The following is a 13,184-nucleotide window of genomic DNA, read 5'->3' on the forward strand; positions in this document are numbered from 1 at the left end:
TCATTCCTTCATGGTCGCAACTTCGGATCATTCCGGGCAAGCATGCAGAATTTCTCGTCCCCCTGAAAATCGGGGGTTCAAATCATCGCACACTCTGATAGCTTGAATAGGAATAAAATCCTTATCCGGAGTCTGCGATGTCCCGTCTCGAACAGCCTGCCTCCCCGCAGCCGCCCATATCCGTTGCGCCCTCGCTCGAATGGTCGCCGGATGCAGAAGAAGACGAGCTTGCCGAAAAGGCACTGACGCCGGAGCGGCGGCTCCTCTGCATGATCGTCCGCCAGCTGACCGAAGAGTTGCTGCGCGCCACCGGGCTCGACCACGATCAGGAGCCTGGCCGCCGATCCACGAGCCATGTCCGCCAGGTCGCCATGTATGTCTGCCACGTGGCCTATTCCATGCCGATGGGGGAGGTCGCCCAGGCTTTCGGGCGCGATCGCTCCACCGTCGGCCATGCCTGCCGCATGGTCGAGGATCGTCGCGACGACCGCGCCTACGACACCTTCGTCGCCATCGTCGAGCGCATGGCAAGCGCTGTGCATCTTTTGGCCGGCAAACGCATCTGACAGGGGAGGGAAGCATGAACCGCCACGAAAGGAAGGAAATCCGCCAGATCCTGCGCCGCGCTCTGGCCGCGCCGCCTGTTACGGTATCGAGCGGCTCGCAGCCGGATCGCCTGGCCCGTCTTGTGGCGGCAGGTCTGCTCCGGCCGACGCCCGGGGGCTTCGTCGCCACGTCGGAAACGGCAAGCTGGCTTCGCCGCGACCTCTGCGATCTCCCGGAGGAGGTTCACGCCAGCCAGCACCGGAGCATGGCGCTCGAAACGATCGAACTGCCGCAGGGGCGCCAGGTGGTTCGCCGCAACCTGCAGGAATCCCCGCTGTTTCCGCTTCTGCGCCTGAAGGAAAAGGACGGCCGCGCCTTCCTGCCGGAGGAAGCGATCGCCGCCGGCGAGCGGCTGGCTGCCGATTTCGAATTCGCCGGTCTGCAGCCAAGGGTCACCGCCAGCTGGCAGCCGCGTCTCTCGAGCCGCATCAAGGGCGCCCCGCCCAAAGCCGGTGAACTGGCCGACGAAAGGCTGGCAGCCCGCAACCGCGTCACCCGCGCCATCCACGCCATGGGACCGGAACTGGCGGGCGTCGCGCTCGATGTCTGCTGCTTCGGCAAGGGGCTCGAAACCGTCGAACGCGAGCGGCAATGGCCGGCGCGATCCGCCAAGCTGATGCTGCGGGCCGCCCTGCTGGCCCTTTCCCGGCACTACACCCCGCCACCCCCGCGCCCACGCCCCCGCCACTGGGGCGAGGAGGGATTTCGGCCGGAGATGGGGTGAGGGATGGCTCCGTATCGCCGGCTTCCGGCGTCGTCTTGCTGCTGGATCGATGCGCCGACAGCATCACCCGGCGCGTCGCGCTGAGCCGGCAACCAGCCACAGGTCATCCTATGGGTTTCCATCATCGAGAGTAGGTATCAGGTCTTCCAGGAACTCCCAATTGCGGCGCCTTCATCGACCTCGTGAGGAAAATCGACGAACTTCCGCGCGTCTTCTGGCCGTCTTCCGGCCCGGCATCGGGCAGGATGATGGTGCACCTTTTCATCCCATCTTCCAGAGCTCTACGAAGGTCGCGGCCTGCTTTTCGATCTCTCAGATCGGAGGAAGCGGCAGGGGCAGATCAGCGTCTCCCAACGCGACGAGGAGATCGACATAATCCCTCAATCCGATACGGCGTGTGGTTTCGCGACCGGAGAGGAGGCCCTTGGAGTAGGCGAGGAGTGTGTCCTCAGCGAATGCCTCCGGTTGATCCAGGGTCGTGTGCTTCAACATCGAACAAGCCTGCGTTAACGAGGCATTCGCATGCTGAACGCCACCCCAAAACAAGGATTGCCGCTTCGCCATGCCTGCTCAACGAGGTAGGCGGGCCGAGGCATGACGACTTGGCGTAAGGCAGCGCTCACACCAGCCGGCGGGCGGCCTCTTCGCGGATCCGCTGGATCATCGAGCGCAACCCGTTGGCGCGCTGGGCGGTCAGGTGTTCCAAAAGCCCGATTTGCTTGAAAAGGTCGAGCGCGTCGAAGGCCACGACCTCCGATGCCTTCTTGCCGGAATAGGCGGCCAGTACGATCGCCACGAGACCGCGCACGATGAAGGCGTCGCTGTCGCCGCGAAAGGTCATCTCCGGATCAGCGCCGTCCCCGGCCGAGACCGAAAGCCAGACCTGGCTCGCACAGCCCTGCACCTTGTTCTCGGCTGTCTTCTCGCTGTCGGGCAGATCCGGCAGCGCCTTGCCGAGTTCGATGACATAGCGCATCCGGTCCTCCCAATCCTCGAGGAAGCCGAAGTCGTCGATCATCTCTTTCAAAGTCGCCATGCTGCACCCGCTCGTTTCGTCGGACCGATATAGTTGAGACGCCGACGCTTTTGAACCGCCTGCGGCAAGGAAACCTGTCGGAGACAGTCATGCAGCGAAAGGCAGGGTTATACCAAGTGTCGATGATAGGAACCGATAGGATGGCGTATTGTGGGTTTCTGGCTAGGCGCGGTGCGCCGGGCGATGCTGTCGCATCGGCCAAGCGGCGCAACAATGCCAGCGGCCTACAATACGCCACCTTTGGTCGGCTTCCCGCCCGTTCTGGCGTCGTCGAGCTCCTTGACCGATGCGTCAGCATCGCTCTTCGGACCTCTCCTAGCCAGAAAGGGCGGTCGAGCCGATCCTATGGGTTCCTATCATCGACACTTGGTATGAGCCGAGGTCCCGGGCATCAGGATCGTCCAGCTCCGGCATCGGTATCTGCATGCGGCCATGCCGGATGTTTGCGATCTCGATGGCACTCTCTGTGAGCCTATAGTCAATCAGATATTCGCCGGCGACGAGTGTCCGAAAACCGGCAACTTGCAAACCGTGGTGAGTGTTGCCGGCTTCGGGAAACTGTTGCGGCAACGCGCGCGCTCGTTTCATCGTTTCAGACAATGCGCGTGCCGCGGCGGGGCTGCGTTCTCTGAGATCGGTGCTTTCCCCGCGCAGGTAGTCTGCCGCCGCGCGGGAAAGCCGGACGGATCTCATGACACCTTGCCCGCGATAAGGCGGTCCATCTCTGCGAGCACGGCATCGAAGTCCTCATGTTCTCCGGCATCCAGTTGCGCTTGCCCGTCTATCGCGGCAAGCACATCAGCCCCCTCGTTCAGGAGATAGCCCTTTAAGGCGCGCAGAATGATGAAGCTGCGCGAGCGTTCAGTCGCCGTCGCAATTCTGTCGATATCCCTGAGGATTTCACCCGGAATCCGAAGCGTTACGGACTCTGTCGATTTACCGGCCGACATAGCGTTCTCCCTTGCTCTGCAAGACACTGTAAGACAGGTCCGCGCCGATGACAAATTGAGCCAGGGAAAAGAAAAAGCCGCGCAGCTTGCGCTACGCGGCCCGGCAAATGCCGAATTCAGTCAGGGACAGGCAGACAGGCAACCGCCTATGGCAGGACGGCTGCAAGCGGAGAGGGGGCAGGCAACCGCCCCGGAATTTTTAAGTGACCGCGCCGGGGCGGCCAGGGTTTGCCGATGCCTTAAGGCTTCGGCGGCTGATAGGGTTTCGGCAGATGCTTCGGCCGCTCGGTCGGTGACACCGTGCCCGTCACGATCGGCGTGTCTGCTTCGACATTGGCAAGCTGCGGCGCCTCGACCTCTGGCTTGATGATCTCCACGATGCCGGACTTCGGCGCCGGTGGCTCGACTGCACCGTCGGCTGCCACCTTGCTTGCGCCATCCGCGCTGAACTGACTGTCCAGCAGTTGGTAGGCAACCAGCGCGCCTTCGCGGGCTCGCTGGCCGAGTGCCTGGAAGGTCTGCGCGCCCTTTTCGCAGACGTCGGGTTTTTCGACGCATAGCGAAGTCACATAGTCATAGGCACCGCTGGCGGCGGTGATGGCCGCGCCCATGTCGAAGCCGGCGCCACCCTTCTCCTCGGCGGGCGGTGCCGCGAGGAAGGACAGCGCGACAAGCGTCGCGGTGCAGTAGAAAGTTCCCTTGATCAGAAACCACATGGTCTTCACCAAATCCCTGTTGCCGGTCTTTGCCGGAACGGTCCGGGTTTCTCCCCGAACTCGTAGACGCCACCCTAGGTTTGATTCGCCAAAATCGATTTGCGATCGACGCTCGGTTTTGATGCGAATTCGCCTAAAATTTGAGTGATCTGCCCGTTTCGGGACGCCTCGATAAAAGTTTAGCGGTCGCCGTTAAGCATAAATGTGGCCGCGCGCCGGAAATCCACCGCTTCTTCGGCAGGCTGCGCGACACAAATCTTAACGACACCTCGAAAAACTGAATGATTTCAGCGCTTACGCCCCGTTAACCATATCAGGGAAAGCCTCGATTGCCTGTCCTGTTTCAGGTCAGATTGGCCTCTCTTGGGCCGCTCGGGGGCTTCGCCTTATCTATTCCTTAAGCGCGAAGGGCCTATCTTCCGCAGGTATTTCAGATGAACCGGTCGCGGATTTCTGGCGTGGTTGTATTGCGTAGAATGTCGGATGCACTGACGGTGACAATGGACGGGCTGCTCGCCCGGCTCCTGTCGCGTCATGCTGCCGGCCGGCCCGTCGACCGGGCGGAAATCGGCGCCCTGCGCAAGCTGACCTTCGCGGCTCTGCCGGCCGTCGTCGCCGTGCCTGTGGCCCTCACCCTGGTCTTCGGCATCGCGACCGGCCTGCCGATCGGCTTTGCCCTCGTCACGGCCCTGTATCTCCTGGCTGCCCTTGTTCTCGTCTCCGGCCTTCGTCTCGGCACCCCTGCCGATGCACAGACGGTCGCGGCCAGCAATCCGGTCGACCCCTACGATTTCTGCCCGGGCCTGTTTCTGACGCTCGATCCGACCGGCATCGTGCGCGCTGCCGGTGGTCGTGATCGCCAGATGTTCCTCTCCTTCCTGCGCGAACCGCTGTCGCGTCCCTTCGTCGAGCAGGTCCACGTCTCCGACCGGCTTGCCTTCGTTCAGGCGCTCGATGAACTGCGCCTCGGCGCAGACGTCGTGGTGACCGACCTGCGTCTCGACCGTCCGGTGATCGGTCTCGATCAGGCCCAGTTCCTCAATGTCCGCCTCGACATGACCGCCATGCGCGCCGAAGACGGCGCGCTGTCCGGCGTGCGCGCCCAGATGCTCGATATCGAGGGCGAGATGCTGATACGCGACGAAGTCACCCGCCGTCAGGCCGAGGCAAGTGCTGCCCATGAGATCAAGAGCCGCTTCCTGGCGGCCGTCAGCCACGAGATGCGCACACCGCTCAACGCCATCCTGGGTTTTTCGGACATCCTGGCCGGCGAGTATTTCGGCAAGCTCGAGAACGATCGCCAGCGCGAATATGTCCAGCTGATCCGCCAGTCCGGCGCCCATTTGCTCTCTGTCGTCAACACCATGCTCGACATGTCGAAGATCGAGGCCGGTCGTTATGAACTGATGCTGGAGGATGTTGATCTGGCTCAGTCGCTGACCGAATGCGAGCGCATGCTCTCGCTGCAGGCCCAGACCAAGGGCGTGAAGCTGACGAGCCGCCTGCCGCGCGGTCTGGGTGACATCACCGCCGACGGCCGGGCGCTGCGCCAGATGGTCATCAATCTCGTCGGCAACGCGATCAAGTTTACCGATGCCGGCGGCGCCGTGATCATCGACGCCGCAAGGAGCGGCAACGAGGTGACCATCAGCGTCAGCGATACGGGCATCGGTATTGCGCCGGAGAAGATGGCGCTGATCGGCCGTCCCTTCACACAAGTGCAGAACGATCTCAATCGCAACTACGAGGGTTCCGGCCTCGGCCTTTCGCTGGTAAAGGGATTGACGGCACTGCATGGTGGCACATTCCGCATCGAAAGCCGTCCGGGCGAGGGGACCGTGGTCATGGTCACATTGCCGGCCGACGGGTCTGGAGTGAGGGCCGCAGACGAAACGAACATGGTCGAGTTCCCGCCGCGCCTGGCCGAGACGGGACCCGACGTAAGGACGGGTGGGAAAGCACCGGGGCATGACAAAGCGGAAGCGAAAATCGCCTGAGAAGAAGAAGGGGGGCTCGGCGGTCCTCCTCGTTCTGTCGAAGGGCGCAGGCGCCTTGGCGCGACTGGCCGGACGCCATCCGCGGGCCGTCGGCGGTGCTTTTTGCTTCACGCTGGTTTTCGGCACGATCGCCGCCAATGCCCTGTGGTATCAGCCCGGCCAGCACCCTTCACCTTTGCTTCGCACCCGTGACGCTGCCGATTTCACGGCGCTGGCGGGGGTCCCGCGGGCGCCCCTCCTGAGCCACGAAGACGCCGAAAACGTCACGACCTTCCGCATCGAGCGCGAGAAGCCCGGCAACGAGACAGAGGCTGCCGAGGCGCCGACGCCGGTATCGGTCCCCGCAGCGGGGGAAACGGTTGCTGCCCGGCCGGCAAAACTGCCGTCCGATCTGCCCGCCAATGCCGAGGAAGCCGCAGAGCTGATCCGCAACGTCCAGACCGAATTGCTCCGCCGCGGTCTCTATGACGGTGATGCGGACGGCGTCATCGGTCCGCGCACGGAAACCGCGATCGCCATGTTTCAGAAGACCGTCGGCATGGAAGCCAATGGCCTGGTGACACCCGAGCTTCTGGCCGCTCTCGCGGTCGATCGCGGCATCACCGCAGCCGTCCCCGCACAGCGTCCCGTCATGGATGTCGATGCCGGAAGCGAGGATCCGGTTGCCGTAGCAATCCGCAGCGCGGAGACGCAGGTCGTGACCGCGCCCCGCCGACCGATCGCCCCGATCCAGCCGGTGCCTCCGAAGGCTGTCGAGCCCTCGGCGCCACCGCCGGTCCAGCAGGCCAATTTCGATCCGGGCCTCGTGATGGAGATCCAACGCGGCCTCTCCAACATGGCCTACAAGGATATCCGCATCGACGGCGTGCCGGGCGACGACACGCGCGCCGCCATCCGTCGTTTCGAGCGCCACTATCAGATGCCCGAGACCGGCGAGCCGAGCGCCGCCGTTCTGAAGAAGCTCAAGGCGATCGGCGCGCTCTGACGCCCCTGGCAGCCGGATCTACTCGGTCCAGGGCAGCATGGCCTTCGGCTGTGAGACGACCGGCGCCTTGAAACGGGCGGGATGCAGGCTCTCTCCCGCTTCGATCCGTTCGTAAAGATCGAGATAGCGTTCGGTCATCCGCTCTGCTGTGAAGTTGTCGCGGAAATGCGCGTGGATTGCGGCGCGGTCGAAGCGCCCGATATCCCGGATCGCATCGGCAAGCACCTCCGCCTTCTCGGAAAGGCAGCCCACATGCTGCGGCACGAGCTCCGGCAGCGATCCATAGGGGGTGGCAAACACGGGAAGGCCGAAATACATCGCCTCGATCACCGCAATCCCGAAGGGTTCATGCCAGCGGACCGGGAAGAGCAGGCCGGCCGCCCGGCCGAGAATGGCGGCTTTGCCCGCGTCATCCACCATGCCGTGAAAACGCGCATTCGGATCCAGCGTCAGACGGAAGCCCATTTTCAGGTTCAGCCGGTAGCCGCCGAGCACCTCGAGAGGCCTTCCTGCCCGACGGGCGACGCGGATCGCCCCGCGCACGTTCTTCACCTTCCAGGCTGCCTTGGCCAGGAAGACGAGTGACCGCCCGCCATGGGCGAGGTCTGGCTCGGGATAGACACGAGGGTCAAGCCCGTTATGCACGAACACGGTCCCGCCATGCCGCCGGGCGTGATCGGCCGATATGAAGATCGAGTTGCGGTGCAGTTCGGCTCCGGCTGCGTTGCCATGCACGGTCTGGCAGGCCTTGCCGTCGAAATCGGGGTCGAGCCCGATATGACTATGAAACACGTCCGCCTGTGCGGGGATCTGTGCCTCCAGCGGCCGATGCGGATCAAGGATCGTCAGGGGACCATAGGGCCAGCTTGATCCGGCTGGACCCAGCAAACCCACAACATGGCCCCTTTCCGACAGGGCCCGTCCGAGCCACAATATGATGCGTTCGGTGCCGCCATAAAGACGAGCGGGAATGCGGGTGTGTGAGGCGAGTACGATATGCATGAGGCCCAGCAGTCAAGTTTTTGCGATCTAACACGCCGGCTGCCGCTCGCGCAATTCGTGCCCCGCCTGTGTTTGCTGATCGTTGGCCCCGCACAAGACTTTCGGCTAGGTGAATTTTCGCAGTCTCTAACGCAACCTCTCGTTAAGTATGCGGTCGGTACTCTTCTCCGATTGGAGGAGGATGATCCATGACTGCTGCGATGACCGCGCGTTTCGACGAGAACGATCACCTGCACGCGGAGACCGGGCCCGACAAGGCTGCGGTCGTCGACACGGCGAAGCTGCGCGACATCGTCCAGCGGCTCGCCGAAGAGGCCTCGACACTGGGCGTAGACCTTGTCGATATCGCCGGCGCGATCCAGGATATCGCCGGCATTTCCAAGCGCCACGCCTCGACCTTCGACGGTATCACCAGGACAGCGCTGTCGATCGCCGAAACCAATCGCGACGTCGCGTCCAGCCTGCGCGAGACCGATCAGACCGCCGGCGAAGCTCGTCGCATGCTGACCGACAGCGCCACCCGGTTGACCGGCGCAGTCGGCAAGATCGACCATATGGTCTCGACCTCCGAAGAGATCGGCACGGAAATCGGCAGCTTCTCCCAGTCGCTCTCCGAAGTCGACAAGGTCGCCGAGGAGATCGGTACGATCGCCCGCCAGACCAACCTTCTCGCGCTCAATGCCGCCATCGAGGCGGCCCGTGCCGGCGAGGCTGGCAAGGGTTTTGCCGTGGTCGCAGCCGAGGTTCGGGCTCTGGCCCTCCAGACCTCCCAGGCGACCGGCGCCATTCAGGAAACCCTGAACCAGATCCGCCAGAAGATAGTCCGCCTGACCGAGGCCGGTCGCGGCGCGACCGCCAGCGCCCGTGATGTGCGCGAAACCTCTCAGGCCATGAACCAGTCCTTCTCGGCCATGGAGCACGTCATCACCCGCATTCTCGATGGCTCCTCTGCCATGGCTCAGACAACAGACCAAGTCGATCGCCAGTGCTCGGAATTTGTCGCTACACTCAGCGACATGTCCGCGGAAGTGCGCCAGTCCGACCATCACCTGCAGCAGACCGCCGGCCGCGTCGACAAGGTGGTGGCGCTCTCCGAAACTCTGATCCAGTTGACGGCCAGTGCCGGGATCCGGACCGCAGACAGCGACTGGATCGATACCGCTGTGGATGTTGCGGCCCGTATTTCGCAGGCCTTCCAGAATGCCGTCGACAGCGGCCGCATCCGAACGAGCGATCTCTTCGACCGCAACTATCGTCCGATCCCGGGCACCGACCCCGTGCAGATGATGACCGGCTTCACCGAATTCACCGATCAGGTGCTCCCCTCGATCATCGAGCCGGTCGCCGCCTCATCCGACCGCATCGGCTTCTGTGCGGCCGTCGACGAGAACGGCTATCTGCCGACCCATAACAAGAAGTTTTCTGCCCCTCAGCGGCCCGGCGACAGCGTCTGGAACACCGCCAACTGCCGCAACCGCCGCATCTTCAACGACCGCGTCGGCCTGGCCGCCGGCCGCTCCACGGCCCCCTTTCTCGTCCAGACCTACCGCCGCGATATGGGCGGCGGCAATTTCGTCCTGATGAAGGACATCTCCGCCCCGATCTTCGTCGCCGGCCGGCACTGGGGCGGGTTGAGGCTGGCGGTGAAGGTGTAGCCCCAAATCTCCAGGATCCCAGCAGGGACGATCGAGCCGATCCTATAGGCCCCTATCATCGAGACGGGGTGTAAGGCGTCGCTTCAAGGTCTTGATGGCAAGCATCGCTATGTTTGTCTTGCCGCTGTTCCGACAGATTGCACACCTCCATAAGTTGTGGGAGTTGTGCGTGAGGGGACTATGGGAGCGTGTACGCAATGCTAAGTGATGAAGAGCGTCAAGAGCTCGACATGCTCTATGGTCCCGCACGTCCTGCTGGCGGCAACGGTGTTCAGCCGCACGAACTGACCCTCCATCCACGAAGCTGGCAGAAGCTCGACAGCGCGTCTGCGACGGCGCTCGATGCCTATCTTGCACGGGCCGCAGCGCTTCATCTCAGTAACCTGTTCCCAGAAATCTTCCATCTCCTTTGGATTGTCGATGAAGAAGGGGACCTGTGGTTCTCGGTTGAAGAAGTCGTCGATCAATCCGGAGTCACGATTGGGATGTTGCCAAAGACAGTGCAAGCTCGCCCTCTTAACTTGATGAAGCTCGGCCATCCGGCGCTGATCGCTGATCCACTCAAGCTTGGCCGTATAGGCGGGGAAGTCGTGTTCGATCCGGATGATCCAGACGACAGCGGTCGAAACTTTTGTCTCACAAACGCTTCTGGACGCTACGGCCTGCGCTCAGGCCAGCGTCGGGAGCACCTTCAGTCTGTTGCTGGTAAATTCGAGGAAAATGGCCTATCTTTCTGGCTGGACTTCCAAACCCCTCGATAATGGGAGGGTAGTAATGGTTGATATCGCGAACATGCGTCCTTCCATGCTCCGGAAGCTGCATGCCAACCTGGCCGATGCGGACTATGCCGAGGAGTTTCTTGCCAGTCTTGCCAAGTATCTGGCCTTGAGCGCCCCAGATGGCGGTGTCGATACTGATCGACTCTACGTAATCGGCCTCCAGCTCAGCAACGCAAAGGTCTGGGACTGCTTGAAGCCTGAGGATGTCATGCGTCGCGCAGGTCATATTTCATCTGAAACGCTTTTGACCTTCACAGCCGGCATGCCGGATTCCGTCGCCCGATCATTTCTTGAGAGCCGCTTGCGCGAGGCTGCCGAGTAGCGGGTGAGCACGTCTTGGTGACCGACCGTCAATCGCCTCCAGCCTCGCCCTCGACGCCGCCTCCGCAATCCCCTAAACCCTAGCCCATGCGCATCCGCTCCGACATCTTCGTCTCCGCTCTGACCCGTCGCGTCTTCTCCGATGGCGGTTATGCCGCTGTCGTGCACAAGGGCTCCGAAGCCTCGGGCGCGATCTTCGTCCGGCAGAGGTTTCGCGACGGACTGGAGACGCTCTACGGCCCGGCACCGCAGACCATGATCGGGCAGGGGGATCGCGACAACAGGCTTTTCGAGCCGCGCCTGACGCGATCTGAGCCGGACGCAGTGGAGGCTCTCATTGCCCGTGAGCAGAAATTCGACGGTGATCTCTGGCTGGTCGAAATCGAGGTCGAGGATCTCGGCAGCTATCTGACGCTCGCGGATGACACAGGCTGAAGGTCTCCAGCCCTTCAATTGAAGGGAGGCTCGGAGCAAAGCTCCGGGGCGGGGTGACCGCCTGATGTCGCAGTTCATATGCCGGCACCAGGCAGAGAGACCCACTGCCGACGGCCCAGTCCCCACTGCCTCAATCCTGCCGATTACCGCTTGCGGGCCCTGAGCACCTGGCGCCCGTGTTCGTCGCCCACCGGTTGGCGCTTGGCCGAGGCCTGGTTGGCCGCAGCAAGCGGCATTGCCGAAGACGTGACCTCGCGATCGGCCGTGTCCCGCGGTTCGGTCACCAGTTCCTCGCCGGCAAAGGTGTAGCGGTCGGCTCGTACCCAGCTGTCGATCCGGTCTTCTGCCTGATCGGGATCCATGCCGAAGAGCAGGTTTTCCGCCCGGCTGGCGCCGTCCTCGCGGCGGGCGAGATGCGGATAGATATGCTCGAGGATGAAGATGGCCTCCTCGTCCTCCATGGCGACACCCGCCAGTGTCGTGGCCAGTTGCCGGCCGGAAATGTCGAGCAGGATGCGCTCGGCCAGCCAACGGCTGGAAGACAGCATGTCGGCCAGCGTGGTGGCAAAGAGCCCGCCGTCATGCATACGCGCAAAACGCACGAGGAGGGCCGTCTGCACCGGGGTTGCCTGACGCCGGCCGAGGCGGTCGCCGCGCGGCGGGCGCTGCTGATGCGCCATGCGCTTGATCGTCTGTCGCAGCGCCTCGTCGCGGCCCTTATCTTGGACCGGCGGATGAACGGGTTTGGCCTTGAGGATCGCCGCCGGAAGGTCGGTCATTTCGAGTTCGGCCATCACCCGGTCGAAGGTCGAGGCGGCAACGGCGGGCCGTGTCTCGGACTTGGTCTCCGCATTCTGTGACAGCTCGATCTTGGCTTCTGCACCCCTTGCCTTCTCCGGCCGTGGCGGCAGCGCATGCCGGAGCGACACGAGCGCATCGATCACCGTCGGCGACAGCCGCTCGCGCTTGACGATCGCCCGGGCGTGATCGGCCCCTTGCGTGCGGGCGATCATGATCAGCATGTCGTCAGAAAGGGCAGGTGACGAGGCCAGGAAGGGCGCGGCAATCGCAATCGGCTGCGACGCGATGAAGGCGCAGACCGAGAGTGGCAGGTTCGGGCTTTGGGAGAGGGCTGCCACGGCGTCGCGGCGCGCTTCCATCGAAGACCCCGCAAAGAGCGGCAGAAACAGCTCCGCGAATTGTCGAAGCTCCGATTTGCCGGGAAAGGAGAGCGCCTGGAAACTCGTGACCGTGGCCATCAGAACGACATCCTTGTTCCGCGCGCCGGCCGGCTTTTCAAGCTCCCTGAACTGTTCGCTCACGACAAACCCACTCCAACGCAATACAGATAGATGTGAGCCAGATTAGAACGAATTTGTTAGCAAGCTGTTAACTAACCTATGGCTTCTTGTCGGCAGGTGGATGGTCATATCAGATGATTCACCGCATGTTTCTGATATTAGGCATATGCGTACCCCTTTTCGTGGGGTGAACCGCGACAGGGGGAACGCGTCGGAGATAGGCGCAGATGACCCCGGTGCGTGCGAAACTTTCCGCAGCATGAACCGGATTGTGCCGGCCCTCGTAATGGAAGGGCAGGGCGAGATGAACCTCTCGACCCTCTCGATCTTTCTTCTCGAAAGGAGACGAGCATGGCGGACATCATCAGGATTTCGGACCGGCTGAACCCCGCTCGCCGTTCGGACCGCAAGGTGTTTCAGAAGGCGGAGATCCTCTTCTTCACCGGCATTCGCTACGAGCGACTGGACCCCAATGCAATCTGGCCTCGCGTCGAACTTCCGACGCTGCCCGCTCTGCCGGCACCCCAGGGCCCGGTTTTTGGACCCGATCGCCGCCCCTGGTGAGCAGCACTTGTCCCGCCATACCCAGGCTTGACGGCGGGCCGCGCCGGTCCGCGAGCGCCAAAACGCGGCCATTCCCCTTCGCTCCACCGCGCAACTAAATGTGAAATCGCGCG

16 protein-coding genes are annotated in these 13,184 nt (G+C 62.9%); 9 read left to right on the forward strand and 7 right to left on the reverse strand.

Translation table 11 applies throughout. The annotated features are described in order from the left end of the window. The first annotated feature begins 137 nt into the window (after window positions 1–137). Window positions 138–566, forward strand: coding sequence for a helix-turn-helix domain-containing protein (locus tag H6M51_RS22275; protein ID WP_185812008.1), 429 nt, complete (start codon window positions 138–140; stop codon window positions 564–566). Between the two features lie 14 nt (window positions 567–580). After that, entirely contained in the window at window positions 581–1,330 is a 750-nt protein-coding gene (locus H6M51_RS22280; protein WP_185812009.1) for a DUF6456 domain-containing protein, read from the forward strand. Window positions 1,331–1,642: 312 nt separating this feature from the next. On the opposite strand, the gene H6M51_RS22285 is transcribed toward H6M51_RS22280, so the two are convergent. From H6M51_RS22285 to H6M51_RS22305, 5 genes are all read right to left on the reverse strand, one after another. Continuing rightward, window positions 1,643–1,822, reverse strand: coding sequence for a hypothetical protein (locus H6M51_RS22285; protein WP_185812010.1), 180 nt, complete (start codon window positions 1,820–1,822; stop codon window positions 1,643–1,645). Window positions 1,823–1,949: 127 nt separating this feature from the next. Then, complete coding sequence (locus H6M51_RS22290; RefSeq protein ID WP_185812011.1) at window positions 1,950–2,366, reverse strand: SufE family protein; 417 nt, start codon at window positions 2,364–2,366, stop codon at window positions 1,950–1,952. A gap of 315 nt (window positions 2,367–2,681) precedes the next feature. Beyond that, window positions 2,682–3,059 carry a type II toxin-antitoxin system RelE/ParE family toxin gene (locus H6M51_RS22295; protein ID WP_185812012.1) on the reverse strand — a complete coding sequence of 126 codons (378 nt, stop codon included), beginning with the start codon at window positions 3,057–3,059 and terminating at the stop codon, window positions 2,682–2,684. Next, the gene (locus H6M51_RS22300; RefSeq protein ID WP_185812013.1) at window positions 3,056–3,316 is read right to left on the reverse strand and encodes a CopG family ribbon-helix-helix protein; all 261 of its coding nucleotides are present in this window, start codon (window positions 3,314–3,316) and stop codon (window positions 3,056–3,058) included. The genes H6M51_RS22295 and H6M51_RS22300 overlap by 4 nt, the downstream gene beginning before the upstream one ends. A gap of 239 nt (window positions 3,317–3,555) precedes the next feature. Beyond that, window positions 3,556–4,032, reverse strand: coding sequence for a DUF5330 domain-containing protein (locus H6M51_RS22305; RefSeq protein WP_185812014.1), 477 nt, complete (start codon window positions 4,030–4,032; stop codon window positions 3,556–3,558). Window positions 4,033–4,532: 500 nt separating this feature from the next. On the opposite strand from H6M51_RS22305, the gene H6M51_RS22310 reads away from it, so the two are divergent. Together H6M51_RS22310 and H6M51_RS22315 are read left to right on the forward strand one after the other, a co-directional pair. Then, a complete protein-coding gene (locus H6M51_RS22310) occupies window positions 4,533–6,029 on the forward strand; it encodes a HAMP domain-containing sensor histidine kinase (RefSeq protein WP_185812059.1) in 1,497 nt (498 codons plus the stop codon). After that, on the forward strand, window positions 6,001–7,014 hold the full coding sequence (locus H6M51_RS22315; protein WP_185812015.1) for a peptidoglycan-binding domain-containing protein: 1,014 nt from the start codon (window positions 6,001–6,003) through the stop codon (window positions 7,012–7,014). Before H6M51_RS22310 ends, H6M51_RS22315 begins: the two co-directional genes overlap by 29 nt. An 18-nt stretch (window positions 7,015–7,032) precedes the next feature. On the opposite strand, the gene H6M51_RS22320 is transcribed toward H6M51_RS22315, so the two are convergent. Then, window positions 7,033–8,016: a glycosyltransferase gene (locus H6M51_RS22320; protein ID WP_185812016.1), complete on the reverse strand. Its 984-nt coding sequence runs from the start codon at window positions 8,014–8,016 to the stop codon at window positions 7,033–7,035. A 188-nt stretch (window positions 8,017–8,204) separates the two neighbouring features. Here H6M51_RS22320 and H6M51_RS22325 point away from each other — a divergent pair, with 188 nt between their 5' ends. From H6M51_RS22325 to H6M51_RS22340, 4 genes are all read left to right on the forward strand, one after another. Continuing rightward, on the forward strand, window positions 8,205–9,671 hold the full coding sequence (locus H6M51_RS22325) for a methyl-accepting chemotaxis protein (RefSeq protein ID WP_185812017.1): 1,467 nt from the start codon (window positions 8,205–8,207) through the stop codon (window positions 9,669–9,671). A gap of 197 nt (window positions 9,672–9,868) precedes the next feature. Next, window positions 9,869–10,432, forward strand: a complete 564-nt coding sequence (locus H6M51_RS22330) for a hypothetical protein (RefSeq protein WP_185812018.1) — start codon at window positions 9,869–9,871, stop codon at window positions 10,430–10,432. 13 nt (window positions 10,433–10,445) lie between these two features. Next, the gene (locus tag H6M51_RS22335; RefSeq protein WP_185812019.1) at window positions 10,446–10,772 is read left to right on the forward strand and encodes a hypothetical protein; all 327 of its coding nucleotides are present in this window, start codon (window positions 10,446–10,448) and stop codon (window positions 10,770–10,772) included. Between the two features lie 86 nt (window positions 10,773–10,858). Further along, entirely contained in the window at window positions 10,859–11,206 is a 348-nt protein-coding gene (locus H6M51_RS22340; RefSeq protein WP_185812020.1) for a DUF1491 family protein, read from the forward strand. Between the two features lie 143 nt (window positions 11,207–11,349). Here the strand turns inward: H6M51_RS22340 and H6M51_RS22345 are convergent, their stop codons facing one another. Beyond that, on the reverse strand, window positions 11,350–12,528 hold the full coding sequence (locus H6M51_RS22345) for a DUF2336 domain-containing protein (protein WP_348644567.1): 1,179 nt from the start codon (window positions 12,526–12,528) through the stop codon (window positions 11,350–11,352). Window positions 12,529–12,858: 330 nt separating this feature from the next. On the opposite strand from H6M51_RS22345, the gene H6M51_RS22350 reads away from it, so the two are divergent. Continuing rightward, on the forward strand, window positions 12,859–13,071 hold the full coding sequence (locus H6M51_RS22350) for a hypothetical protein (RefSeq protein ID WP_185812068.1): 213 nt from the start codon (window positions 12,859–12,861) through the stop codon (window positions 13,069–13,071). Window positions 13,072–13,184: the final 113 nt, after the last annotated feature.

The sequence above is a fragment of the Rhizobium sp. AQ_MP genome (assembly GCF_014237835.1).
GTDB lineage: Bacteria > Pseudomonadota > Alphaproteobacteria > Rhizobiales > Rhizobiaceae > Allorhizobium.